Annotated in this window: 19 protein-coding genes; 8 read left to right on the top strand and 11 right to left on the bottom strand. The window is 69.7% G+C overall.

Annotated features, from left to right (window positions below):
• Window positions 1-201 precede the first annotated feature (201 nt).
• From ACFY00_RS08380 to ACFY00_RS08410, 7 genes are all read left to right on the top strand, one after another.
• Entirely contained in the window at window positions 202-2,421 is a 2,220-nt protein-coding gene (locus ACFY00_RS08380) for a peptidoglycan binding domain-containing protein (RefSeq protein ID WP_388028539.1), read from the top strand.
• A 191-nt stretch (window positions 2,422-2,612) separates the two neighbouring features.
• On the top strand, window positions 2,613-4,343 hold the full coding sequence (locus ACFY00_RS08385) for an ABC transporter family substrate-binding protein (RefSeq protein ID WP_388028541.1): 1,731 nt from the start codon (window positions 2,613-2,615) through the stop codon (window positions 4,341-4,343).
• Window positions 4,344-4,839: 496 nt separating this feature from the next.
• Window positions 4,840-5,883, top strand: a complete 1,044-nt coding sequence (locus ACFY00_RS08390) for an ABC transporter permease (protein ID WP_388028544.1) — start codon at window positions 4,840-4,842, stop codon at window positions 5,881-5,883.
• Between the two features lie 88 nt (window positions 5,884-5,971).
• Window positions 5,972-7,744, top strand: a complete 1,773-nt coding sequence (locus tag ACFY00_RS08395) for an ABC transporter substrate-binding protein (protein WP_388028545.1) — start codon at window positions 5,972-5,974, stop codon at window positions 7,742-7,744.
• 82 nt (window positions 7,745-7,826) lie between these two features.
• Complete coding sequence (locus ACFY00_RS08400) at window positions 7,827-8,804, top strand: ABC transporter permease (protein WP_388028548.1); 978 nt, start codon at window positions 7,827-7,829, stop codon at window positions 8,802-8,804.
• Window positions 8,805-8,865: 61 nt separating this feature from the next.
• Complete coding sequence (locus tag ACFY00_RS08405; RefSeq protein WP_388028549.1) at window positions 8,866-9,933, top strand: ABC transporter ATP-binding protein; 1,068 nt, start codon at window positions 8,866-8,868, stop codon at window positions 9,931-9,933.
• An 11-nt stretch (window positions 9,934-9,944) separates the two neighbouring features.
• Window positions 9,945-11,012 carry an ABC transporter ATP-binding protein gene (locus ACFY00_RS08410; protein ID WP_388028551.1) on the top strand — a complete coding sequence of 356 codons (1,068 nt, stop codon included), beginning with the start codon at window positions 9,945-9,947 and terminating at the stop codon, window positions 11,010-11,012.
• Between the two features lie 68 nt (window positions 11,013-11,080).
• Here ACFY00_RS08410 and ACFY00_RS08415 read toward each other — a convergent pair whose 3' ends face one another.
• The 11 genes from ACFY00_RS08415 to typA all read right to left on the bottom strand — a co-directional run bounded on the left by ACFY00_RS08415 (window position 11,081) and on the right by typA (window position 25,019).
• Window positions 11,081-12,100, bottom strand: coding sequence for an ABC transporter ATP-binding protein (locus tag ACFY00_RS08415; RefSeq protein ID WP_388028635.1), 1,020 nt, complete (start codon window positions 12,098-12,100; stop codon window positions 11,081-11,083).
• Between the two features lie 55 nt (window positions 12,101-12,155).
• Window positions 12,156-13,208, bottom strand: a complete 1,053-nt coding sequence (locus ACFY00_RS08420) for an ABC transporter ATP-binding protein (protein ID WP_388028553.1) — start codon at window positions 13,206-13,208, stop codon at window positions 12,156-12,158.
• A gap of 16 nt (window positions 13,209-13,224) precedes the next feature.
• Entirely contained in the window at window positions 13,225-14,238 is a 1,014-nt protein-coding gene (locus ACFY00_RS08425) for an ABC transporter permease (protein WP_388028555.1), read from the bottom strand.
• Window positions 14,231-15,157 (bottom strand): ABC transporter permease, encoded by a 927-nt coding sequence (locus ACFY00_RS08430; RefSeq protein WP_388028558.1) that lies wholly within the window; start codon window positions 15,155-15,157, stop codon window positions 14,231-14,233. The genes ACFY00_RS08425 and ACFY00_RS08430 overlap by 8 nt, the downstream gene beginning before the upstream one ends.
• An 81-nt stretch (window positions 15,158-15,238) precedes the next feature.
• Complete coding sequence (locus ACFY00_RS08435; protein WP_388028560.1) at window positions 15,239-16,864, bottom strand: ABC transporter substrate-binding protein; 1,626 nt, start codon at window positions 16,862-16,864, stop codon at window positions 15,239-15,241.
• A 164-nt stretch (window positions 16,865-17,028) separates the two neighbouring features.
• Window positions 17,029-18,048, bottom strand: coding sequence for an ABC transporter ATP-binding protein (locus tag ACFY00_RS08440; RefSeq protein WP_388028563.1), 1,020 nt, complete (start codon window positions 18,046-18,048; stop codon window positions 17,029-17,031).
• A complete protein-coding gene (locus tag ACFY00_RS08445) occupies window positions 18,041-19,093 on the bottom strand; it encodes an ABC transporter ATP-binding protein (RefSeq protein ID WP_388028565.1) in 1,053 nt (350 codons plus the stop codon). Before ACFY00_RS08445 ends, ACFY00_RS08440 begins: the two co-directional genes overlap by 8 nt.
• A 17-nt stretch (window positions 19,094-19,110) precedes the next feature.
• Window positions 19,111-20,061 carry an ABC transporter permease gene (locus ACFY00_RS08450; protein ID WP_388028567.1) on the bottom strand — a complete coding sequence of 317 codons (951 nt, stop codon included), beginning with the start codon at window positions 20,059-20,061 and terminating at the stop codon, window positions 19,111-19,113.
• Window positions 20,054-20,980, bottom strand: a complete 927-nt coding sequence (locus tag ACFY00_RS08455; RefSeq protein ID WP_388028569.1) for an ABC transporter permease — start codon at window positions 20,978-20,980, stop codon at window positions 20,054-20,056. The genes ACFY00_RS08450 and ACFY00_RS08455 overlap by 8 nt, the downstream gene beginning before the upstream one ends.
• Before the next feature lie 140 nt (window positions 20,981-21,120).
• Window positions 21,121-22,761, bottom strand: coding sequence for an ABC transporter substrate-binding protein (locus tag ACFY00_RS08460; protein WP_388028571.1), 1,641 nt, complete (start codon window positions 22,759-22,761; stop codon window positions 21,121-21,123).
• A gap of 353 nt (window positions 22,762-23,114) precedes the next feature.
• Entirely contained in the window at window positions 23,115-25,019 is a 1,905-nt protein-coding gene (typA, locus tag ACFY00_RS08465; RefSeq protein ID WP_388028574.1) for a translational GTPase TypA, read from the bottom strand.
• Window positions 25,020-25,231: 212 nt separating this feature from the next.
• Here typA and ACFY00_RS08470 point away from each other — a divergent pair, with 212 nt between their 5' ends.
• A complete protein-coding gene (locus ACFY00_RS08470) occupies window positions 25,232-26,356 on the top strand; it encodes a hypothetical protein (protein ID WP_388028576.1) in 1,125 nt (374 codons plus the stop codon).
• The last annotated feature ends 110 nt before the right edge of the window (window positions 26,357-26,466 follow it).

Here is a 26,466-nt window from a genome sequence, read left to right on the forward strand (position 1 = left end):
CCTGTCCGGCCCGGCCGGGCCGGAGGGTAGCTTCGGCACCACTCGCGTGGCGGGGGCGCTCGCCGCAGCCGACACGTGAACAGCTGAGTCCCCGGGGCAGGTCGCCCCGCCGCACGCCGCACGCCGTCGTCCGGCGGTCACCCGCCCCATACGCAGCGGACGGCCCGGCCGGCCCGGCCGCGAACCCGGAGCAGAGCAGCATTGAGCAGCCGCGAATCTGACAACGCCCACCCGCAGCCCCGCCGCGGCGCCCCCGACGCGTACCCGTCGGGCACCCCGCCGTACGGCACCGGCGTGCCCGGGGGGATCGGCGCGGACCCTGCCGCCGGACGGCCCGCAGCCGGTGCGCGCCCTGACGAGGCCGACGCGCCGAAGACGACGGAGACCACGCTGACCACCCGGGTGCGGATCAACATCCCCGGTTCGCGGCCGATCCCGCCGGTCGTGGTGCAGAGCAAGGTCAAGGACGAGAAGCCCGCGGAGCCGTCCGGCCCGCGCCACCGCGGCGGCGCCGGGGACCCGGTGCTCGGCGTGATGGACGCCGGGGGCCGCACCGCGACCCCGCCGAACCTGCCGCCGGAGTGGCAGGAGCCGACCGCGCCCCGGTCGGGCGCGAAGGCCTCCGAGGCGGAGTCCACCGGCGAGTGGTTCAAGCCGCGCCAGAAGGGCCGCCCGGAGCCCGCCCCGGCCACCGCCGCCCCTGCGGCCCCGGCAGCCCCGGCCCGGCCCGGCCCGGCCGCCCGGCAGCCCTCCGCGGGCGCCCCGCAGGCCGCCCCGCGCCCGTCCGGCGCGCCCGCCTCGCCCTTCGCCCCGGCCGACCCGGCGGCGTCCTCCCGCACCGGCGGCCACCCGCTGCCGCGCCAGGACGAGCGCCCCGCCCCGGCCGGACGCGACCCGTTCGCGGCGGACCCCTTCGCGGCCGCCCCGGAGGACCCGTTCGCGGCGTCCCCGCAGGACCCGTTCGCCCGGCCCCAGCCCCCCGCCGCGGCCGACGACCCCTTCGCCGCCCCGCAGGACCCCTTCGCGGCCGCCCCGCAGGACCCGTTCGCGGCGTCCCCGCAGGACCCGTTCACCGCCGCCCCGCAGGCCTCCGCCGGGGAGCCGGAGGACACCCAGATCGGCGGCTTCGACCCGATCACCGGCGAGGAGCCGCCCCCGGGCGCCGGCATATCGGACCCGCCGACCACCCAGCTGTTCGCCGACCCGCCGACCACCCAGCTGTTCCTGAAGGCCCCGGGCTCCGCGGGCGACCCCTTCGCCGACGACCCGTTCGCCGGCGACCCCAAGCCCCGTCCGGCCGCCGGTGGCGACGGCGGCGGCCGGTTCGCCGACCTGCCCGCCGCGCAGCCGTTCCCGGGCGGTCCGCGGGCGGCGGCGCCCAAGCGCGAGCAGGCCCCGGCCGCCCAGGCGCCGACCGGGGAGCCGAAGCCCGCGGCCCCGGCCGCGCCCGCCGCGCCGGCCGCGGGTTCGGCCAAGAAGAAGGGCGGCCGCGGCAGGAAGCTGCTGGTGACCGGTCTCGGCGCCGTGCTGTTCCTCGGTGCGGCGGCGTACGGCGCGGGCCTGATGATGAACCAGTCGGACATCCCGAAGGGCACCACGGTGCTGGGCACCGACATCGGCGGCGACTCCCGCGACCAGGCGGTGAAGGCGCTGGACGGCGCGGTGGCCAAGGCCGGGCAGCAGCCGGTCCGGGTGAAGATCGGCGACCAGTCGGTCACCCTGGACCCGGCGAGCGCCGGTCTGAGCTTCGACACCACGGCGACGGTGGACGCGCTGACCCGGCACAGCTACAACCCGGTCGAGGTGCTGGGTTCGCTGACCGGCGGCGCCAAGGCGGTCGAGCCGCAGGTGCGGGTCGACCGGGCGAAGCTGAAGGCGGCGCTGGACGACCTGGCCGCCAAGTCCGGGCAGAGCCTGCAGGAGGGCTACGTCCGGTTCACCGACTCGGGCCCCGAGGTGGTGCCGGGCACCGGCGGCAAGGCGCTGGACGCGACGGCCGCCGCCGGCCTGGTCGAGCAGGCGTACCGCGGCCGGGCGGCCGGGAAGCCGGACGCCGAGGTGGTGCTGCCGGTCGCCGACGCCCAGCCGAAGGTCGGCCAGGACGTGCTGCAGGCCGCCGCCGACGGCCTGGGCAAGCAGGTGCTGGCGGGCAACGTCACGGTGGTCTCGGGCACCCACCAGTTCAACTTCGGCCGCAACACCGCCGCCAAGGCGCTGGTGCTGGCGCCGGACGCGACCGGCACCGTGGTGCTGAAGTGGGACATGAACCAGCTGGCCTCGGCGGTGGGCACCATCTTCGACAAGGTGAAGACCACCAAGAACGGCCAGCAGGTGCTGATCACCACCCAGGACGTGGCCGACGCGATCGGCCAGGGCGTCACCAGGACCGGCAAGGACCGCACGGTCCGGATCCCGGGCTGACCACCCGTCAACCCGCAGGCCGGACCGGGGCGCTGAACGGGCGCCCCGGCCCGGCCTTCTGGCGAATCCTCGCCAATGGCGTCACGGAACGGGACGAACCGGACGCCGCAACCGCGCGGCCACGTCGCGTTACCAATCCTTGATCCGCCGCCGGTCGACAAGTCGGTTCACCGGTACGCAAGATGTGCCGCGTGCCGAGACCCCGCTTCCTCCCGCTCTCCCTGACCGCCACGGTGGCGGCGCTGTCCGTCGCGCTGTGCTCCTGCAGCTCCACCGCGGGATCCGCCGACGGCGGCCCGGCCCGGGCGGGGGCAGCGGCGGCGGGCGGCGGGGACGCGCCGCGGATGACCCAGCAGGAGATGAACGCCCGGCCGCGCGACGCCCTGCGCCGGGGCGGCACCCTGGTCTGGGCGATCGACCAGTACTCCACCCAGTGGAACCCGGTCCAGGCGGACGGCTCCGAGGCGTCCACCAACGACGTGGTCAAGTCGCTGCTGCCGACCTTCTGGCGCTCCGACGCGGGCGGCGTGCAGACCCCCAACCCGGCCTTCCTGCTCGACGCGAGGAGCGAGCAGCAGCAGGGCAGGCAGGTCGTGGTGTGGACGCTCAACCCGAAGGCCCACTGGTCCGACGGCACCCCGATCACCTGGCGCGACCTGCAGGCCGACTGGCAGGCGCTGAACGGGCAGGACCCGGCCTACAAGACCGCCACCACCAACGGCTTCGACCAGGTGGAGAGCGTGGTCCGCGGCCAGGACGACTTCCAGGCCGTGATGACCTTCAAGGAGCCGTACTCGGAGTGGCAGGCGATGTTCAACAACGCCGGCAACGCCCCGCTGCTGCCCGCGAAGTACGTCTCCTCCCCCGAGCTGTTCAACACCTCCTTCAAGAACCGCGTCCCGGTCACCGCGGGCCCCTTCAAGCTGGAGTCGCTTGATGCCGGGGCCCGCACCGTCACCGTGGTCGCCGACCCGGACTGGTGGGGCGACAAGCCGCTGCTGGACCGGATCGTCTTCAAGGCGTACGACACCGGCGCGATGCCGCAGGCCTTCGCCAAGGGCGAGGTGGACTTCTACAACAACGGCCCCAACACCGAGGGCTACCGGCTGATCCGGTCCACCCCGGGCGGCGAGGTCCGCAAGGCCGGCGGCCCCAACCTGCGGCACCTGGTGCTCAACGGCAGGAGCCCGCTGCTGGAGGACGCCCGGCTGCGGCAGGCGCTGATCCAGGCGATCGACCGGGCCGAGATCACCCGCACCGACCTGGCCGGCCTGGACTGGCCGTACGTGCCGATGAACAACCACTTCCTGGTGCCCTCCCAGCACGGCTACCAGGACAACTCGAACGGCCTGAGCCGCTTCGACCCGAACGCCGCGAAGGCCTCCCTGGACGCGCTGGGCTGGAAGCCGGGCCCGAACGGCGTCCGCAGCAAGGACGGCAAGGAGCTGGTGCTGCGCTACGTGGCACCGGCCGCGAACAACCTGGCGCAGAACGAGAGCGAGGAGGTCACCCGGATGCTCGCCGCGGTCGGGGTGACCGTCCAGGTCAAGACCGTGCCGGCCGGCGAGTACTTCGACGGCTACGTCTACAAGCACGACTTCGACCTGACCTCCTTCTCCCTGCTCGGCACGCCCTTCCCGGTCTCCAACTCGATCAGCACCTTCCAGCAGGACTCCGGCTCCAACTGGGCCCAGGTCGGCAGCAAGGCGCTGGACAGGGCGATGGCGGACGCCGCCAAGGCCGACACCGTCGACGAGGAGACCACCGCGCTCAACCGTGCCGACGCGGAGGCCTGGCAGGTCGCCGGGCTCGTCCCGCTGTACCAGCGCCCGGCCATCTACGGGGTGCGCAAGGAACTCGCCAACATCGGCGCCGCCGGGCTCGGCGATGTCGTGTACGAGAACATCGGCTTCGTGAAGTAACAACCGCAGCGGTAACGCTGCGGCGAGGACTCGCCAATGGCGAGAAAATGCCAGCCGGGCGGCGCCCCGCGCGCCGCCCGAATTGGGGGACCACTACCCATGAATTAGCCCCCGCACGCCCGAAAACACCAGTGTCCGATTATCGGACACTCAATTGCACCCACCAATTGCGGTGAATAGCACCAAAACGGACATCCGCTCTACGCGCGTCATCTGACCGCCCTCCCGAACTCGCCGTCCTGATACCGGAGCTGACGGTGCATCGTTACGGACATGTGAACGCCACTTCATCAGGTTTGTCCCGTTTTGACCGTCTCGCCCGACCGGTGTCAAGAGTCCGAGAACTACAAAGTGGTTGACATTCCAGCACGAAGGAGGAAATGGGCCGTCGACAACTGAGGAACTCTTGACGTTCGATAAACGACTTGCAAGAGTCCATTCATCCAAGTTCTTACTCCTTGCTTCTGCACGGACCACGGTCGGGAGCTTTAGCACCATGACGACGCCTACTGGGGCCACGACGGACGGGAACACCTCCCGTCCCGGGTCGACGTCGGACCTCGCGGACAACGCCACGACCGACGCGCCCGGCGATCCGGGCTTCCGCGGCCTCTCCCCCGGGAAGCTGATGTGGCGCCGCTTCCTCCGTGACCGCACCGGCGTGGTGAGCGCGTGCGTGGTGCTGCTCTTCGTCGCGGTGGCGGTCTTCGCCCCGCTCATCTCCATGCTCTACGGCAAGAACCCGGAGACCCACTACGGCCAGGACGACGTCAGCCTGCTGACCGACTCCGGCCTGCCCACCGGGCCCAACGGCGGCATGAGCGGCGACTTCTGGTTCGGCCTGGAGCCCGGCCTCGGCCGCGACGTGCTGACCCTGCTGATCTACGGCATCCGCACCTCGCTGATCATCGCGGTCGCCACCTCGGTGCTGACCACCGTGATCGGCGTCGCGCTCGGCATCGCGGCCGGCTACCTCGGCGGCAAGACCGACTACTTCATCGGCCGGGTCATCGACGTCCTGATGTCGTTCCCGTCGCAGATCTTCCTGATCGCCTGCATGCCGGTGGTCACCAGCCTGCTGGTCAGCAAGGACGAGGCGGTGCCGGAGTGGCTGCCGTTCGTGGCGGTCACCATCGTGCTGTCGCTGCTCGGCTGGATGGGCCTGGCCCGCATCCTGCGCGGCGTGTCGCTGTCGCTGCGCGAGCGCGAGTTCATCGAGGCCGCCAAGGTCACCGGCGCCTCCCCCGCGCGGATCATCTTCAAGGAGATCCTGCCCAACCTGTGGACCCCGATCCTGGTGCAGTCCACCCTCGCGCTGCCGGCCTTCGTCACCGCCGAGGCGGGCCTGTCGTACCTCGGCGTGGGCGTCTCCGAGCCGGTCCCGGACTGGGGCCGCATGATCGCCGACGCCGCGAACTACCTCCGGACCGACGTCACCTTCCTGCTCTTCCCGGGCATCGCCATGGTGGTGTTCGTTCTGGCCTTCAACCTGCTCGGCGACTCCGTCCGGGACGCGTTCGACCCGAAGACCAACCGCTGACAGGCCCTCAAGACTCCGGGGGGACCGGAATGCCAGGCCCCGGGCACACCACGAAGATTTCCGCACAACTATCCCAGGCAGGATGAAGATGAGCTCTCGCAAGACGCGGCTCGCGGCCGCCATTCTCGTGGCCGGGGCCCTGGCCGTCACCACGGCGTGCTCCAGCGGCCACAGCAACAGCGACGGCAGCAAGGGCGGCGCGGGCGCCTCCAAGGCCCCGGTCAAGGCCACCTCGATCTCGGTCGGCACCGCCGAGGACTCGAAGGGCCCGGCCGTCGCGGAGCCGGGTGCGAAGAAGGGCGGCACGGTCAACATGATCGACCGCGACGACTTCTCGCACCTCGACCCGGCCCAGATCTACATGAACTACAACAGCGAGGTCTCGCTGCTGTTCACCCGTCAGCTGACGGGCTACAAGGCCGGCCCCGACGGCACCCAGAAGCTGGTCGGCGACCTCGCCACCGACACCGGCTCCACCACCGACGGCGGCAAGACCTGGAAGTTCACGCTGAAGGACGGCGTGAAGTGGCAGGACGGCTCGCCGATCACCTCCGCCGACGTCAAGTACTCGATCGAGCGCACCTACGCGACGTTCATCAAGTCCGGCCCGACCTACATCCAGACCTGGATCTCGGGCGACAAGTACCGCGAGGCGTACGAGGGCCCCTTCGGCGGCAAGCACCTGGACGCCGTCCAGACCCCGGACGACAAGACCGTGGTCATCACCTTCGCGGACGTCCACCCGGACGCCAACTTCACTCTGGCGATGACCGGTTACGGCATCGTCCCGAAGGACCACGACACCAAGGAGGAGTACGACAAGAAGCCGTTCTCCTCGGGCCCGTACCAGATCACCGAGCACGTCACCGACCGCTCGCTGGACCTGGAGCGCAACCCCAACTGGGACCCGGCCACCGACCCGATCCGGAACGCCTACCCGGACAAGTGGCACATGACCTTCGGTGTCCAGGCGCAGCAGTCGACCGAGCGCTTCATGGCCGACAACGGCGACGACAAGAACACCTTCACCTTCCACAACACGGTCTACCCGTCCTACGTGGACCAGGTGAAGGCCGACGAGAAGCTCAAGTCCCGCACCCTCGAGGGCCTGACGCCGTACGTCGACTACTACTACATCAACAACACCCGCATCAAGGACCAGAAGGTCCGCGAGGCGCTGGTCAAGGCGTTCCCGCACCAGCAGACCCGCCAGCTGCAGGGCGGCACCTCCTACGGTGACTACGCCACCTCGTACATGAGCCCGACCGTCCTGGGCTACGAGTCCTACGACGCCTACGGCATCCTCAAGAAGCCGCAGGGCGACCCGGACGCCGCCAAGGCGCTGCTGACCGAGGCGAACGCGGTGGGCACCACCATCGTCTACGCGTACAACAACACCCCGCTGCAGCAGAAGGTCACCGAGGCGATCCGCGACGCGCTGGAGAAGGCCGGCTTCAAGTTCGTCCCGAAGCCGCTCGACTCGAAGACCTACTACGACGCGATCGGCCAGATCAACAACGAGTACGACCTGTACTGGGGCGGCTGGGGCGCCGACTGGCCGACCGGTTACACCTCGCTGCAGCCGGTCTGGGACGGTGCCGCCATCGCCGACGGCGCCTCCAACTACGCGCACCTGGACGACCCGGAGATCAACGCGGCGATGAAGGCCGCCGTGAAGATCGCCGACCCGATCGAGCAGGGCAAGGCGTGGGCCGCGATCGACAAGAAGCTGCAGGACAAGGCCGTCTCGATCCCGGACGTCTACCAGCGCTCGCTGAGCCTGTACGGCTCGGGCCTCGGCGGCGTCAAGTTCGACTCGCTGATGGGTCTGCAGTCCCCGCTCAACATCTACGTCAAGTAGTAGTCGTCACCGAGCAGTAGCTCACGGCGGGGCACCGGCACGATCTGCTGGTGTCCCGCCCCGATCAGGAGAGCCCCGTCCGATGCTCCGATTCCTCGTCCGCCGAACCCTCGGCGCTCTCGTCATCCTGTTGATCGTCTCGATGGTCACGTATGCGCTGTTCTTCGCGATCCCGGCGGATCCGGCTCGGCTCTACTGCGGCAAGGTCTGCTCGGACGAGAACCTCGCCCTGATCAGGCACGAGATGGGCTTCGACCACTCTTGGCCGGTCCAGTACTGGAACTGGCTGAGCACCATCTTCACCGGTGGCAACTTCGGCGACGTGCACTGCAGCGCCCCGTGCTTCGGCTACTCCTTCGCCAAGAAGGAGCTGGTCGGCGGCATCCTCGCGGACCGCTTCCCGACCACCCTCTCGCTGACCGTCGGCTCCGCCGTCATCTTCCTGATCTTCGGCATCGGCACCGGCATGCTGGCCGCCCGCAAGCAGGGCAAGCCCGCCGACAAGATCGCCAGCTCGCTGTCGCTGGTCGCCTCCTCGCTCCAGATCTACGTGGCCGGCCCGCTCGCGCTCTGGGCGCTGTGCTACAGCACCGACCTGCTGAAGCTGCCGACCTACGTCCCGTTCACCCAGGACCCGCTCGGCTGGGCCGGCGGCCTGCTGCTGCCCTGGATCGTGCTGTCGCTGATCTGGACCGCGAACTACACCCGCATGACCCGTTCCTCGATGGTCGAGCAGCTGTCCGAGGACTACGTGCGGACCGCCCGGGCCAAGGGCATGTCCGGCACCTCGGTCTTCATGCGCTACGCCTGGCGCGGCGCGATGGGCACCATCGTCACCGTCTTCGGCATCGACCTGGGCGTGCTGCTCGGCGGCGCCATCATCACCGAGACGACGTTCGGCCTCCAGGGCCTGGGCGAGCTGGCGATCCACTCGTTCCGCGACTCCGACCTGTCGCTGCTGGTCGGCGTCACCATCGTGGCCGCCACCCTGATCGTCTTCTTCAACATCATCGTCGACGCCGCCTACGCCCTGATCGACCCGCGCATCCGCCTGGCCTGACGGCCACACCCCGGCCGACCAGCAGTCCCGACCTCACGTACCGCACCGAGGAGCCCAGTCCATGACCACCCAGGCCAAGCCCGAGGAGGCATCCGCCGGCAGCGGCGGCACGCCGTTCCTCTCAGTCCGCGACCTCTCGGTCCGCTTCAGCACCGAGGACGGCGTGGTCCGGGCCGTGGACAACCTCTCCTTCGACGTCGCCCCGGGTTCCACGCTCGGCATCGTCGGCGAGTCCGGCTCCGGCAAGTCGGTGACCAACCTGGCCGTGCTGGGCCTGCACAACCCGGAGCGGACCGAGATCACCGGCTCGATCAAGCTGGACGGCCAGGAGCTCGTCGGCGCGCCGAACAAGGAGCTGGAGAAGCTCCGCGGCAAGAAGATGTCGATGATCTTCCAGGACCCGCTGACCGCGCTGTCGCCGTTCCACACCATCGGCAAGCAGATCGGCGAGACCTTCCGCAAGCACACCGGCGCCTCCAAGAAGGAGGCCCGGGACCGGGCGATCGAGATGCTGACCCGGGTCGGCATCCCGCAGCCCACCAGCCGGGTCGACGACTACCCGCACCAGTTCTCCGGCGGCATGCGCCAGCGCGCGATGATCGCCATGTCGCTGGTCTGCGACCCCAAGCTGGTCATCGCGGACGAGCCGACCACGGCGCTGGACGTCACCGTGCAGGCCCAGATCCTCGACCTGCTGAAGGACCTCCAGCAGGAGATGGGCACCGCGATCATCCTGATCACCCACGACCTGGGCGTGGTCGCCCGGACCGCGCAGGACATCATGGTGATGTACGCGGGCCGGGCCGTGGAGCGCGGCACCGTCCGCGAGGTGCTCAAGGCCCCCCAGCACCCGTACACCTGGGGCCTGCTGTCCTCGATGCCGAGCCTGACCGGCGACGTGAACGTCCCGCTGAAGCCGGTCCGCGGCACCCCGCCGAGCCTGATCAACCTGCCGTCGGGCTGCCCGTTCAACCCGCGCTGCGACTACCGCGAGAAGGTGATCGGCGGCGGCTGCACCTCGGAGCGCCCGCCGCTGTCCCCGGCCACCGGGCACGCCGCCGCCTGCCACCTGAACCAGGCGCAGCGGCAGGACATCTTCATCGACCAGATCAAGCCGCGGCTCGGCTGAGAGGCACTCCCATGAGCAACGAACTGACCCTCAAGCCGGCGACCCCGGCCGTCGGCTCCGGCGACCCGCTGCTGTCGATCACCGGCCTGAAGAAGCACTTCCCGGTGATGGACGGCTTCCTGTTCAAGCGCCAGGTCGGCGCGGTGCACGCGGTGGACGGCGTGGACCTGGAGGTCTTCCCGAGCGAGTCGGTGGGCCTGGTCGGCGAGTCCGGCTGCGGCAAGTCGACCACCGGCCGCCTGGTGACCCGGCTGATGGAGCCGACCGCCGGCGAGATCCGCTACGCGGGCCAGGACATCACGCACGCCAGCCGCAAGGAGCTGGCGCCGATCCGGTCCGAGATCCAGATGATCTTCCAGGACCCGTACTCCTCGCTGAACCCCCGGCACACCGTCGGCTCGATCATCGGCGCGCCGATGGAGATCAACGGCATCAACCCGAAGGGCGGCGTCCAGCGCCGGGTTCAGGAGCTGCTGGAGACGGTCGGCCTCAACCCGGAGCACTACAACCGCTTCCCGCACGAGTTCTCCGGCGGCCAGCGCCAGCGCATCGGCGTGGCCCGGGCGCTGTCGCTGAACCCGAAGCTGATCGTCGCGGACGAGCCGGTCTCGGCGCTGGACGTGTCGATCCAGGCGCAGGTCGTCAACCTGCTCCAGGAGCTGCAGCGCGAGCTGGGCATCGCGTTCCTGTTCATCGCCCACGACCTGTCGGTGGTGCGGCACTTCTCGCAGCGCGTCGCGGTGATGTACCTCGGGAAGATCGTCGAGATCGCGGACCGCAAGTCGCTGTACGAGTCGCCCCGGCACCCGTACACCCACGCCCTGCTGTCGGCCGTCCCGGAGGCCGACCCGGACGACGACCGCGAGCGCATCCGGCTGACCGGTGACGTCCCCTCCCCGCTCAACCCGCCGTCCGGCTGCCGGTTCCGCACCCGCTGCTGGAAGGCGCAGGAGAAGTGCGCCTCCGAGGAGCCGCCGCTGGTCCAGCTGTCCGGCAACGCGGCCAACCACCTGACGGCCTGCCACTTCCCCGAAGAGGCCGCCCCGGCCGCCGTCCCCACCCAGCGCGCCGAGGTCTGAGCCCCCGGCAGCACCGCGAAGGGCCCCACCGATCCGTCGGTGGGGCCCTTCCGCGTCCGCGGCGGCGGTCAGATCAGGTTGTCCCGCTCCCCCGCGAAGTGGCAGGCCGAGTCGTGCCGGGCCCGCCCCTCCAGCCAGTCCCGCACGGTCAGCGCCGGGTCCTCCTCGGCGCACTTCTCCTGCGCCTTCCAGCACCTGGTCCGGAACCGGCACCCGGAGGGCGGGTTGGCCGGGGAGGGCACGTCCCCGGTCAGCACGATCCGGTCCCGGTGCTCGCGCGCGGCCGGGTCCGGCACCGGCACCGCCGACAGCAGCGCCTGGGTGTACGGGTGGGTGGCGTGCTCGTAGATCTCCAGGTCGCTGCCGATCTCGACCATCCGCCCGAGGTACATCACGCCGACCCGGTCGGAGATGTGCCGGACGATCGACAGGTCGTGGGCGATGAACATGTACGACAGGTTGAACTCGCCCTGCAACTGTTCCAGCAGGTTGATCACCTGGGCCTGCACCGAGACGTCCAGCGCGGAGACCGGCTCGTCGCAGATGATCACCTCCGGCTTGAGCGCCAGGCCGCGGGCGATGCCGATGCGCTGGCGCTGGCCGCCGGAGAACTGGTGCGGGTACCGGTTGATGTACTCCGGGTTGAGGCCGACCACGTCCAGCAGGTCCTGCACGGCCTTGCGCCGGTCGCCCCTGGGGGCGACCTCGGGGTGGATCTCGAAGGGCTCGCCGATGATGTCGCCGACCGTCATCCGCGGGTTCAGCGAGGTGTACGGGTCCTGGAACACCATCTGGATGTTGCGGCGCACCGCCTTGAGCGCGGAGCCGGACAGGTGCGAGATCTCCTCGCCCTTGTACTTCACCGACCCGGCGGTGGCGGGTTCCAGGTTCATCAGGACCTTGGCCAGGGTCGACTTGCCGCAGCCGGACTCGCCGACGATGCCGAGCGTCTCGCCCTGCATCAGGTCGAAGGAGACGCCGTCGACGGCCTTGACCGCGCCGACCTGCTTCTTGAACAGGACGCCCCTGGTCAGCGGGAAGTGCTTGTACAGGTCGCGCACCTCCAGGATGGGTTCGCCGCGCGGCACGTCCTGGGCGAACGCGACCTCCTCGGGGGTGGTCGCCCCGAGCGGGGTGGCTCCGTTAACCGTCACGGAGGGTCTCCTTCCAGAAGAAGCACGCGCTGCGCCGTCCGGGCAGCGGCGTCCCGTCGTCCGCGGTCACCTGCTCCAGCGGCGGCACCTTCTGCCGGCAGACGTCCTGCGCCCGCGGGCAGCGCGGGTTGAACGCGCAGCCGGGCGGGATCCGCAGCAGGTTGGGCGGCAGGCCCTTGATCGCGAAGAGCTCCTGGCCCTTCTGGTCGAGCCGCGGGATGGAGTCCAGCAGCCCCCGGGTGTACGGGTGGGCGGGCCGGGCGTACAGCTCGTGGACGGGGGCGGTCTCGACGATCCGGCCCGCGTACATGACGGCGATCTTGTCGGCGACGTCGGCGACCACGCCGAGGTCGTGGGTGATCAGGATCAGGCCCATGTGGTACTCGGCCTGGAGTTCCGCCAGCAGGTCCATCACCTGGGCCTGGACGGTGACGTCCAGGGCGGTGGTCGGCTCGTCCGCGATGATCAGGTCCGGCTCCAGGGCCAGCGCCATCGCGATCATGATGCGCTGGCGCATGCCGCCGGAGAACTGGTGCGGGTAGTCGTTCACCCGCTCCTCGGCGGCCGGGATGCGGACCCGGTCCATCAGCTCGACGGCCTTGGCCTTGGCCTCCTTGCGGCTGTCGCCGCGGTGCTTGCGGTACATCTCGCCGAGCTGGTAGCCGACGGGGAGCACCGGGTTGAGCGAGGAGAGCGCGTCCTGGAAGATCATCGCGATCTTCTGCCCGCGGATCTTCCGGCGCTCGTCCTTCGACATCTTGAGCATGTCCCGGCCGCGGAACAGGATCTCCCCCTGCGGGATGCTGGCCGGTGGCATGTCGAGGATGCCCATGATGGCCTGCGCGGTGACGGACTTGCCGGAGCCGGACTCGCCAAGCACCGCCAGCGTCTCGCCCGCGCTGACGGTGTAGTTGACGCCGTTGACGGCCTTGGCGACGCCCTCCCTGGTCTTGAACTCGACGTGCAGGTCCTTCACGTCCAGCAGCGGCCCGGTGAAGGGTTCCTCGCGGGCCGGTCGGGCCTGGTCGGCGACGGTGCTCATGTGCCTTTCCCCTCGCTCAGCGCAGCTTCGGATCGAGGGCGTCGCGCACCGCGTCGCCCAGCATGATGAAGGCCAGCACGGTGACGGAGAGCGCCGCGGCCGGGAAGAACAGGGCGAACGGGGCCTGCCGGATCACCTTCTGCGCGGAGGAGATGTCCACGCCCCAGGAGATCGTCGGGTCCTGCAGGCCGATGCCGAGGAAGCTCAGCGTGGCCTCCGCGGTGATGTAGCCGCCGAGCGCGATGGTCGCGACCACGATCACCGGGGCCACCGCGTTCGGCAGGATGTGCCGGAACATCAGCCGCCCGGTGCCGGCCCCGAGCGCCCGCCCGGCGACCACGTAGTCGGACTGCTTGACGGTGATCACCGAGCCGCGCATCACGCGGGCCAGCTGCGTCCACCCCAGGAAGGCCAGCGCGATCACCACCGACCAGACGGTGCGGACCGAGAACGCGTTCAGCAGCACCAGGGCGCCCAGCAGCAGCGGGATGCCGAAGAAGATGTCGATGATCCGGGAGATCACCGAGTCGGTCCAGCCGCCGAAGTACCCGGCCACCATCCCGGCCAGGCCGCCCAGCACGGTGACCGCCAGGGTGACGCAGATGCCGACCGTGATGGACGCCCGGGCCCCGTACAGCACCCGGGCGTAGATGGAGCGGCCCTGGCCGTCGTAGCCGAACCAGCCGGCCCCGAAGAAGTCGGTGTAGTCGGGCCTGCGCAGGTAGTCCTGGGTCAGGTCGGAGGCCCGCGGGTCGGCGTTGGTGAACAGGCCGGGCCAGATCGCGATCACGAGCAGCAGCAGGATCAGCAGCGCCGAGACGATGAAGGTGGGCCGCTTGCGCAGGTCCCGCCAGGCGTCGCCCCACAGGCTGCGGGCCTGTTCCCGCTTGACCGGGTCGGGCTCGATCAGCGTCTCCTGCTCCACCGCCAGCCCCTGTTGTCCGACGTAGTCCAGGTGGTCGCTGTCGGTCGGCTGGATGTTGCGCAGCGGGTCGTTGTGGTCGGGGATGTCCTCGTTGCGCTCAGGCATAGCGGATCCTCGGGTCCAGGACGGCGTACAGCAGGTCGACGACCAGGCTGGCGACCAGGTACACCAGCACCAGCACGGTGACGATGCCGACGACCGTCGGGCCTTCCTTCTGGTTGATCGCCTTGTAGAGGACGTTGCCGACGCCGGCGATGTTGAAGATGCCCTCGGTGACGATCGCGCCGCCCATCAGGGCGCCGAGGTCGGTGCCCAGGAAGGTCACCACCGGGATCAGCGAGTTGCGCAGCAGGTGCCGCCCGATGATGGTGCGCCGGGGCAGGCCCTTGGCCACCGCGGTGCGCATGTAGTCGGCGCGCAGGTTCTCGCCGATCGAGGTGCGGGTGAGCCGGGCGACGTAGGCCAGCGACAGGGACGCCAGCACCAGGCCCGGCAGGATCAACTGGGTGATGTCCTTGGAGTTCTGGACGGTCGCGGTGACCCAGCCCAGGTTGATCGCGAAGATCGTCTGCGCGATGTAGCCGAGCACGAAGACCGGGATCGAGATGACGATCAGGGTCAGCACCAGCACCAGGGTGTCGGCGATGCTGCCGCGGTACAGGCCCGCGATCAGGCCCAGCGGCAGGCCGATGAAGATCTCGAAGAAGAAGGCGACCAGGGCCAGCCGGATGGTGACCGGGAAGGCGTCCGCCATGATCTCGGAGACCGGGCGGCCGGTGAAGCTCTGGCCGAAGTCCAGGTGGAAGATGTTGTTCATGTAGTGCAGGTACTGCTTCCACAGCGGCTGGTCGAGGTAGTACTGGTGCCGCAGGCTGGCCACCTGCGCCGGGTCGGCGGCCTTGTCGCCGAACATCGCGGCGATCGGGTCGCCGGGCAGGCTGTACACCATCAGGAAGATCAGCAGCGTGGCCCCGAAGAACACCGGGATCATCTGGAGCACGCGGCGTAGCACGTAGTGGCCCATGGGAGCCCTCCCTCCGAAGGGGTGACGTAGTACCGGAGCCCCGCCCTCCGTACGGGGAGGACGGGGCCGGTGCCGGGCAGGTCAGCCCTTGACCTCGACCTGGGTCCAGGCCGGGTTGCCGAAGGAGTCGAACGTGACGTTCTGGACGTTCGTCGAGTAGCCGGAGTTGGTCCGGTAGTACCAGAGCGGGATGGCCGGCATGTCGAGCGCCAGCTGCTCCTCGGCCTTCTGGTAGCCGGTCGCGGTGTCCTGGATCGAGGCGGCCTGGTCGGCCTCGTTGGCGAGCTTGTCGAACTCCGGGCTGGAGTAGCCGGTGTCGTTGGAGGCCGCGCCGGTGCGGTAGACGTCCGCCAGGAAGTTGGCGTTCAGCGGGTAGTCCTGCACCCAGCCGGTGCGGAACAGGCCGTTGATCTGGTGCCCGGTGATCGCCGCGCGGGCGGTCTTGAAGTCGGTCTTCGGGTCGCCGCTGCAGTTCACCCCGGTGGCCTGCCGGATCGAGTTGCAGACCGCGTCCACCCACTCCTTGTGGCCGCCGTCCGCGTTGTACGTGATCTTGATCGCGTTGCCGGGGACGCCGCCGCCCTCCTGGATCAGCTGCTTCGCCTTGTCCGGGTTGTACGTGCAGTAGTCCCCGCAGGTGCCGGACTTGTAGCCCTCGACGCCCTCGGCGACCCAGGCGGTGGCGGACTTGCGCGAGCCCTGCAGCACCGTCTTGGTGATGGTGTCGCGGTCGATCGCCATCGACAGGCCCTGCCGGACCTTGGCGGTGTTCGCGGGCTTCCACTCGGGCTGGTAGAGGGTGAAGCCGATGTTCTGGATCGCGCCCTGCGGGGCGTCGATCGCCCGGTCGCCCAGGTCGTTCTTGTAGTTCGCCAGCGCCGACGGCGGCACCTGGTCCATCACGTCCAGGTTGTTCGACTGCAGGTCCGCGTAGGCGGCCTCGGAGGTGGTGTACATCTTGAAGACGACGCCGCCGTTCTTCGGCTTGTCCACGCCCTGGTAGTTGGCGAAGGTCTTGGTGACCACCTGCGAGTTGTGGTCCCAGCTGACGAACTGGTACGGCCCGTTGCCCACCGGCTTCTGCCCGTAGCCCGCCGGGTCCTTGAAGAACCCCTCCGGGAGCGGCGAGAAGGCCACGTACCCCAGCTTGTACGGGAAGTACGAGACCTTGTTGTACAGCTTGATCGTGAAGTGCGTGCTGTCCTGGACGGTCAGGCCGGACATCTTGTCGGTGGTCGGCGAGCCGCTCTCCGGGTGGACGTCCTTGTAGCCCTCGATGTCGCCGAACCAGGAGCTGTTGATCTGGTTGTTGCCGACGTTGGCCGCCCAGTTCCAGGCGTCCACGAAGCTCTGCGCGGTCACCGGCGTCCCGTCGTGGAACGTCCACCCCGACTTCAGCGTCACGTTGAAGGTCTGCGAGTCGCTGGTGTCGATCGACTCCGCGACCTGCATCCGCAGCTTGCCGCTGTCCGGGTCGTAGTCGGCCAGGCCCTTGAAGAGGTTCTGCACGATGCGTCCGCCACCGACCTCGTTGGCGTTGGCCGGCTGCAGCGGGTTCTGCGGCTCGCTGCTCTGGTAGGTGAAGGTCTTGCTGCTGTCCGACGAACCACCACCGGAGCCGCCGCCGCTGCTTCCACAACCCGTGGCCACCAGGGCCACGGACGTCGCACTGACAACGGCCCAGCGCACGCGGGTGCCTGTAGGCATGGAGCTTCCTCCTCAGGGGTGTATGAGACGCATCTCACCTCATGAGAAGGGCCGGGCAGTTGCGGCGCGACCGCAGTAGGGCCGGACGGGGGAGGTACGGCGAAGGGGTGCCGGGCGTGTCGCCCGGCACCCCTCCTGAGTGCCCGTCAGTGCCGCGCCGTCCCTCAGGCGGCGGTCGCGGTCTCCCGTTCGGCCGCGAAGTGGCAGGCCGACTCGTGCCTGGCGCCACCGGCCAGCAGCTCGGGGACGGCCAGCAGCGGGAGCTCGGTGGAGCAGCGCTCCTCCGCCTTCCAGCAGCGGGTGCGGAACCGGCAGCCGGAGGGCGGGTTGGCCGGGGAGGGGATGTCGCCGGAGAGGATGATCCGGTCCCGGTGCTCGCGCGCGGCCGGGTCCGGCACCGGCACCGCCGACAGCAGCGCCTGGGTGTACGGGTGGGTGGCGTGCTCGTAGATCTCCAGGTCGGTGCCGATCTCGACCATCTTGCCGAGGTACATCACGCCGACCCGGTCGGAGATGTGCCGGACGATCGAGAGGTCGTGGGCGATGAACATGTAGGAGAGCTCGAAGTCCTGCTGCAGCTGCTCCAGCAGGTTGATCACCTGGGCCTGCACCGAGACGTCCAGCGCGGAGACCGGCTCGTCGCAGATGATCACCTCGGGCCGCAGGGCCAGGCCGCGGGCGATGCCGATGCGCTGGCGCTGGCCGCCGGAGAACTGGTGCGGGTACCGGTTGATGTACTCCGGGTTGAGGCCGACCACGTCCAGCAGGTCCTGCACGGCCTTGCGCCGGTCGCCCCTGGGGGCCACCTCGGGGTGGATCTCGAAGGGCTCGCCGATGATGTCGCCGACCGTCATCCGCGGGTTCAGCGAGGTGTACGGGTCCTGGAACACCATCTGGATGTTGCGGCGCACCGCCTTGAGCGCGGCGCCGGACAGCCGGGAGATGTCCTCCCCCTTGTAGAACACCTGGCCCGCGGTGGCCCGCTCCAGGTTCATCAGGACCTTGGCCAGGGTCGACTTGCCGCAGCCGGACTCGCCGACGATGCCGAGCGTCTCGCCCTTGTGGAGGGTGAAGGAGATGCCGTCGACGGCCTTGACCGCGCCGACCTGCTTCTTGAACAGGATGCCCTGGGTCAGCGGGTAGTGCTTGACCAGGTCGCGGACCTCCAGGATGGGCTCAGCCATGGAGGGTCTCCTTCCAGAAGTGGCAGGCGCTCTTGCGCCCGGCGAGCTCGGCGCCGTCCCGGTCGGTGACCTGGTGCAGGGCGGGGCTCTCGGTGCGGCACAGGTCGGTGGCGGCGTCGCAGCGCGGGTTGAACGCGCAGCCGGCCGGGACCTTGTAGAGGTTGGGCGGCAGGCCCTTGATCGCGTACAGCTCCTCGCCCTTCTGGTCCAGTCGCGGGATCGACCGGAGCAGGCCCTCGGTGTAGGGGTGGGCGGGGTTGGCGTACAGCTCGTGGACGGGGGCGGTCTCGACGATCCGGCCCGCGTACATGACGGCGATCTTGTCGGCGACGTCGGCGACCACGCCGAGGTCGTGGGTGATCAGGATCAGGCCCATGTGGTACTCGGCCTGCAGCTCGGCGAGCAGGTCCATCACCTGGGCCTGGACGGTGACGTCCAGGGCGGTGGTCGGCTCGTCCGCGATGATCAGGTCCGGCTCCAGGGCCAGCGCCATCGCGATCATGATGCGCTGGCGCATGCCGCCGGAGAACTGGTGCGGGAAGTCGTCGACGCGCTGGGCGGCGGCCGGGATGCGGACCCGGTCCATCAGCTCGATCGCCTTGGCCCTGGCCTCCTTCTTGGAGGCGCCCTCGTGCACGCGGAACATCTCGCCGAGCTGGTAGCCGACGGAGAGCACCGGGTTGAGCGAGGAGAGCGCGTCCTGGAAGATCATCGCGATCTTGCGGCCGCGGATCTTCCGGCGCTCCTCGCCCGACATCTTCAGCATGTCCTGGCCGCGGAACAGGATCTCCCCGGAGGTGATCCGGCCGGGCGGCATGTCGAGGATGCCCATGATGGTCTGCGCGGTGACGGACTTGCCGGAGCCGGACTCGCCGAGCACCGCCAGCGTCTCGCCCGCGGCGACCGAGTAGTTGACGCCGTTGACGGCCTTGGCGACGCCGTCCCGGGTCTTGAACTCGACGTGCAGGTCGCGGACTTCGAGCAGCGGGGTGCCCGGGGCCGGGCGGTCCTTCGCGCCGGTGGTCTTCTCAAGTGCGGTGGTCATGATGCGGGCCGCCTCTCTCAACGCAGCTTCGGGTCGAGGGCGTCGCGCACCGCGTCGCCGAGCATGATGAACGCCAGCACGGTGACGGAGAGCATGCCGGCCGGGAAGAACAGCGCGAACGGTGCCTGGCGGATCACCTTCCGGGCCGAGTCGATGTCGATGCCCCAGGAGATGGTCGGGTCCTGCAGACCGATGCCGAGGAAGCTCAGCGTGGCCTCGGTGGCGATGTAGCCGCCGAGCGCGATGGTCGCGACCACGATCACCGGGGCGATCGCGTTCGGCAGGATGTGCTTGAACATGATCCGACCGGTGCCGGCGCCGAGCGCCTTGGCCGCGGTCACGTAGTCGGCCTGCTTGATGGTGATCACCGAGCCGCGCATCACGCGGGTCATCTGCGTCCAGCCGAGGACGACCAGCGCGAAGACCACCGACCAGACCGTGCGGACCTGGAAGGCGTTCAGGATGACCAGCGCGCCCAGCAGCAGCGGGATGCCGAAGACCATGTCGGTGAAGCGGGAGACGATCGTGTCGACCCAGCCGCCGTAGTAGCCGGCGATCATGCCCAGCAGGCCGCCGAGGACGGTGACGCCCGCGGTGACGCAGATGCCGACGACCACCGAGGCGCGGGCGCCGTAGATCATCCGGGCGTAGATGGACCGGCCCTGGCCGTCGTAGCCGAACCAGTCGCCCTGGAAGAAGTGCAGGTAGTTCGGCTTGCCCAGGTAGTGGATGCGCAGGTCGCCGGCCCGCGGGTCGGCCGAGGTGAACAGGCCGGGGGCGATCGCGAACAGCACCAGCAGCACGATCAGCACCGCGGAGATGATGAAGACCGGGCGCTTGCGCAGGTCGTGCCAGGCGTCCAGGCCGAGGCTGCGGGGCTTCTCGGCCTTCGCCTCGGCGACGGCGACCCGCTCGGCGGGGGTCTCGCCGTCCCCGGCGGGGGCGTTCTTCTCGATCAGGTCAGGCATACCGGATCCTCGGGTCCAGGACCGCGTAGAGCAGGTCGACGAGCAGACTGGCGAAGAGGAAGACCAGCACCAGCACCACGACGAAGCCGGAGACGGTCGCACCCTCGTTGCGGCCGATGGCCTGGTACAGCGCGTGGCCGACGCCCTGGACGTTGAAGATGCCCTCGGTGACGATCGCGCCGCCCATCAGGGCGCCCAGGTCGGTGCCCAGGAAGGTCACCACCGGGATCAGCGAGTTGCGCAGCAGGTGGGTGCCGATCACCTTGCGCTTGGGCAGGCCCTTGGCGACCGCGGTGCGCATGTAGTCGGCCTTCAGGTTCTCCGCGATGGAGGTCCGGGTCAGGCGGGCGACGTACGCGAGCGAGATCGAGCCCAGCACGACGGCGGGCAGGACCAACTGGCCCAGGTTGGTGGAGCTCTGCACCGTCGGGGTGACCCAGCCGAGCTGGATCGCGAAGACGTTCTGGAAGATGAAGCCGAGCACCGGGACGGGGATCGAGATCAGCAGCAGGGTCAGGACCAGCGTCGCCTTGTCGAACGCCTTGCCGCGGCGCAGGCCGGCGAACAGGCCGATGCCGATGCCGACGACCAGCTCGAAGACGAAGGCCAGCAGCGCGAGCCGGATGGTGACCGGGAGGGCCTCGCCGATCACGTCGATGACCGGGCGGCCGTTCAGCGTCTTGCCGAAGTCGCCGGTGAACAGGTCCCCCATGTAGTGGAGGTACTGCTGCCACTTGGACAGGTCGAGTCCCCGGTCGTGCTTGAACGCGGCGAGCTGGGCCGGGTCGGCGGCCTTGTCGCCCCACATCGCGGCCGCGGGGTCACCGGGCAGCATGCGGGTCATGAAGAAGATGATGGTGACCGTGCCCAGGAACACCGGGATCATCTGGAGCAGTCGCCTCGCGACGTAGCGCCCCATCGTGCCTCCAATTGACTGCTCTGACGGGCTGTCGTCCCGGTGTCAGAGTTCTGGACGTGACAACGGCCGGTGCCGGGCCGCCCGGTGGGGCGGTGCACGGCACCGGCCGTGTCTGTTCGAGCCGTGCGGTGCCGACCCGGTTACTTCTGCTTGACCTCGACCTGGGTGAAGACCGGGTCACCGAACGAGTCGTACTTCACGTTCTGCACGTTGTTCGAGTAACCGGCGGTGGTCTTGTAGTACCAGAGCGGGATGGCCGGCATGTCCTTGGCCAGCTGCTCCTCGGCCTTCTGGTACAGGTCCGCGGTCTCCTTCACCGAGGTGGCCTTGTCCGCGTCGGCGGCCAGCTTGTCGAACTCCGGGCTGGAGTAGCCCGCGTCGTTGGCCGCGGCGCCGGTGCCGAACACGTCGCGCAGGTAGTTGGCGTTCAGCGGGTAGTCCTGCACCCAGCCGGTGCGCATCAGGCCGTCGACCTTCTTGTTCTTGATCAGGTCGCGGGAGGACTTGAAGTCCGGCTTCGGGTCGCCGACGCACTCCACGCCGGTGGCCTGGCGGATGGAGTTGCAGACCGCGTCCACCCACTCCTTGTGGCCGCCGTCGGCGTTGTACAGCACGGTGATCTTGTTGCCGGGGACGCCGCCGCCCTCGGTGATCAGCTGCTTGGCCTTCTCCGGGTTGTACGTGCAGTACTCGCCGCAGGTGTCGTTCTTGTAGCCCATGGCGCCCGGGGCGACCCAGGAGTTGGCGGGCTGGCGGGAGCCGTTGAGCACCGTCTTGGTGATGGTGTCGCGGTCGATCGCCATCGACAGGCCCTGGCGGACCTTCGACAGGTTCGCCGGCTTCCAGTCGTTCGCGTACAGCGAGAAGGAGATCGACTGGATGGCGCCCTGGGCCTGGTCGACGGCGCGGTCGCCCAGGTCGCTCTTGTAGGAGGCCAGGTCGCTCGGGTCGACCTGGTCCAGCACGTCCAGGTTGTCGGAGACGAGGTCCTTGTAGGCGCCCTCGGCCTGCGAGTAGTTCTTGAAGACGATGCCGGCGTTCTTCGGCTTGTCGACGCCCGCGTACTTGTCGTAGGCGGCGACGGTGACGGCCTTGTTGTGCTCCCACGAGACGAACTTGTAGGGGCCGTTGCCGATCGGGGACTGGCCGTACTTCGCCGGGTCGGTGAAGAAGACCTCGGGCAGCGGCGAGAAGGCGGTGTAGCCGAGCTTGTACTCGAAGTACGAGACCGGGCCGTTCAGCGCGATGGTGAAGTGGGTGTCGTCGACGACCTTCAGACCGGACATGGTCGTGGCCTTCGGGTCGCCCTCGTCCGGGTGGACGTCGGCGTAGCCCTGGATGTCGGAGAACCAGTCGGAGTTGATCTGGTTGTTCTTGGTGTTGGCCGACCAGTTCCACGCGTCCACGAAGGACTTGGCGGTCACCGGGGTGCCGTCGTGGAAGGTCCAACCCGACTTCAGGGTGACGGTGTAGTTCTGCGCGTCGGTGGTCTCGATCTTGTCGGCCACCTGGTTGCGGAGCTCACCGTTGCTGGGGTCGTAGTCCACCAGGCCCTTGAACAGGGTCTTGATGATGCGACCGCCACCGACCTCCATGGCGTTCGCCGGCTGGAGCGGGTTCTGCGGCTCGGTGCTCTGGTAGCTGAACGTCCCCTGGGCGTTGACCGCCCCGCCACCGTTCGAGCTGCCGGAAGAGCTTCCGCCGTTGCTGCCGCAAGCGGTAGCGGCGAGGGCGACCGCGACGGCTGCGACAACCCACTTGGCCTGGCTGGCACCGCGCATGGGTGTGCCTCCTGAAATCGTGTTGCAGATCGCTCGCGGCCTGGCGCGCACCCCTGCGCAGGAGCCTCGACCCGAGCTCGACTGCACCCACTATCGGTCACTCACGGATACGGAAATGACCATTCCGGATTTCAATTTGGTCACATGAGCGAGGGGTTAATCCCGAGAAATGGACATTCAAGACATACTCAGACACGGGCGAAACGGACAGTTGTCACGGATGACGATCCGTGACGTCCGATTAACGAACGCGCCGCCCTCGGCGATCCGTGACGCAACGTCACCGAAAACACGACCGGCCGACGTCCGCGAGGACGCCGGCCGGTCGGCCGAACGGGGTGGAACCGCGGGCGTCAGCCCTTCTTGGCGCGCGAGGCGGTGCGGCCGCGCTCCTTGGCGTCCAGGACGACCTTGCGGATGCGCACGGTCTCCGGGGTCACCTCGATGCACTCGTCCTCGCGGCAGAACTCCAGCGACTGCTCCAGCGAGAGCTTGCGCGGCGGCACGATGGACTCCGCCACGTCCGCGTTCGAGGAACGCATGTTGGTGAGCTTCTTCTCCTTGGTGATGTTCACGTCCATGTCGTCGGAGCGGGAGTTCTCGCCGACGATCATGCCCTCGTACACCTCGGTGCCGGGGTCGGTGAACAGCACGCCGCGCTCCTGCAGGTTGGTCATCGCGAAGGCGGTGACCACACCGGCCCGGTCGGCGACCAGGGAGCCGTTGTTGCGGGTGGTCAGGGTGCCGAACCACGGCTCGTAGCCCTCGTGGATCGAGTGCGCGATGCCGGTGCCGCGGGTGCTGGTGAGGAACTCGGTGCGGAAGCCGATCAGGCCGCGGGAGGGCACCACGAACTCCATCCGGACCCAGCCCGAGCCGTGGTTGGACATGTTGTCCATCCGGCCCTTGCGGACGCCCATGAGCTGCGTGACGGCGCCCATGTGCTCCTCGGGGACGTCCACGGTGAGGCGCTCGACCGGCTCGTGGGTCTTGCCGTTGATCTCGCGGGTGACGACCTGCGGCTTGCCGACGGTCAGCTCGAAGCCCTCGCGGCGCATGGTCTCGATCAGGATGGCCAGCGCCAGCTCGCCGCGGCCCTGCACCTCCCAGGCGTCCGGGCGCTCGGTCTCCAGCACGCGCAGCGAGACGTTGCCGATCAGCTCGCGGTCCAGGCGGTCCTTCACCTGGCGGGCCGTCACCTTGCGGTCCACCTTGGCGCCGGACTTGGCGTCCGCGCCCTTGCCGGAGCCGCCCTTGCCGACCAGCGGCGAGGTGTTGGTGCCGATGGTCATCGAGATCGCGGGCTCGTCGACGGTGATCAGCGGCAGCGCGATCGGGTTCTCCGGGTCGGCGAGGGTCTCGCCGATCATGATGTCGCCGATGCCCGCGACGGCGCAGATGTCACCGGGGCCGGCCACCTCGGCGGGCTTGCGGGTGAGCGCCTCGGTCATCAGCAGCTCGGAGATCCGGACGTTCTGGATCGAGCCGTCGCGCTTGATCCAGGCCACCGTCTGGCCCTTGCGCAGCTCGCCCTGCTCGACCCGGAGCAGCGCGATGCGGCCGAGGAAGTTGTCGGCGTCCAGGTTGGTGACGTGCGCCTGCAGCGGGGCGTCCTCGTCGTAGACCGGGGCCGGGACGTGCTCCAGGATGGTGGAGAAGAACGGCTCCAGGTTGCTGGAGTCGGCCGGCACGGTGCCGTTCTCCGGCTTGGTCAGCGAGGCCACGCCGTCGCGGGCGCAGGCGTAGACGATCGGGAACTCGATCTGGTCCTCGTCCGCGTCCAGGTCCAGGAACAGGTCGTAGGTCTCGTTGATGACCTCGTCGATCCGGGCGTCCGGACGGTCGGTCTTGTTGATGCACAGGATGACGGGCAGCCGGGCCGTGAGCGCCTTGCGCAGCACGAAGCGGGTCTGCGGCAGCGGCCCCTCGGAGGCGTCGACCAGCAGGACGACCGCGTCCACCATCGACAGGCCGCGCTCGACCTCGCCGCCGAAGTCGGCGTGGCCGGGGGTGTCGATGATGTTGATGGTGATCGGCGCGCCACCGTCCTTGGGGTGGTACTTGACCGCGGTGTTCTTCGCGAGAATGGTGATGCCCTTCTCGCGCTCCAGGTCGTTCGAGTCCATCATCCGGTCGTCGAGGTGCTGGTGGGCGGCGAAGGCGCCGGCCTGCTTCAGCATGGCGTCGACCAGGGTGGTCTTGCCGTGGTCGACGTGGGCGACGATGGCGACGTTACGAATGTCGTTGCGCGTGGGCATGCGGCGCTGATTCTCCCGGAATCGTGGGTCACGGTGCCCGGCCCGCGTCAGCATTCACCGGTCCACCCACCGGGCACGGCACATGCCTCGGCTTCTTCCCATCGTACGGGGAAGGGCCCAATGGAGCCGAAACGGGCGGCTGCGGGGCGGTGGAGATCACAAGTGCGTCTCGGTCCTTCCCGTACGCACCACGGGATCGGGAAGCTACGCCGGTGAAGAAAACGACCCGGTTCCTGATCGCCTTCGGAACCTTCGCCGTGCTGATGACCGGCCTGCTGCTGTCCGGGTTCGAGCCCCAGCCGGCGTACGTCGCGCTGCCCGCGATCTACGGCGGTGCGATGGCCGGCGGCCTGCTGACCCAGGCCGCCCTGACCCTGCTCGGCCGCCCGGCCGGCCTGGTCCCGACCGTGTGCGCGGTGGGCCTGGGCCGGATGGTGCTGGTCCGGAAGGTGGGCGGGGTGCTGCTGGCGGTGCGGTCGGTGCCGCTGCCGCTGCCGGCCTGCTCGCGCCTGCTCGTCCCGGTGCCGCGCCCGCGGGCCTGGGCGGCGGTGACGGCCGCGTACGTCCCGGCGGCGGCGCTCGGCGGGTGGCTGCTGGCGACGACCCGGGACGGCTGGCAGCTGTTCGGCCTGATGGCGGTGGGGATCCCCCTGCTGGAGCTGGTCGGCCAGGCCCGTTTCCCGGGCTGCCCGGGCTGGGTGGTGCTCCGGCTGCCCACCGCCTCCCCCGCGGCGCTGGCCGAGGCGTACGCCTCCCCGGGGCTGCGGGCGGCCGTCCCGGCGCTGCTGGGCGGGCGGGCCGCCGAGGCGGTGGCCGCGCTGGCCGCCGAGCCGGAGGACGGCACCCTGAACGGCGGCGTGTTCCGGGTGCGGGCGCTGCTGGCCGTCGGCGAGTGGGCCGCCGCCCTGGAGCAGGCCGAACGGGTCGCCCCCGCTGCCCCGGTCGCCCACCTGGGCTGGGTCGCCGAGGTGGCGCGCGCCGAGGCCCTGGTGTGCGCGGCGGACGCCGGGCTGCTGCCGCCCGCCGAGTACCTGCCGCGGCTGGCGGCGGCGGAAGCGGTGTTCGAGGGCCGCGCCCTGCGGGCCCCGGTGCGGGCCGACCTGCTGCGGCTGCGCGGGGAGCGGGAGGCGGCCGTGAAGGCGGCCGAGCGGGCCGTGCGGGCGCAGCTGGACCCGCTCTCGGTGGCCGGTGCCGAGTGCTCGCTGGCGGCGGCGCTGTTCGCCGTCGGCCGCCCCGAGCAGGCCGCCCAGGCCCTGGACCGGGCCCGGAAGCTGTACCCCGGCCTGGCCCGGACCGCCCTGGTGGAGCACCGGGCTGCGGGCGTCGTGCTCGACTAGGTCCTGTCCGGTCGGTCTTGTCGGATCAGCGCGCGGCGTCGGGCGCCCGGCTGGGAGTGCCGGCACGACGCCCTCGTACTGGATGTACTTGGGTGTTGTGCCGGTGCTTC

It is taken from the genome of Kitasatospora sp. NPDC001540 (genome assembly GCF_042894345.1).
Classification (GTDB): Bacteria; Actinomycetota; Actinomycetes; order Streptomycetales; family Streptomycetaceae; genus Kitasatospora; species Kitasatospora phosalacinea_C.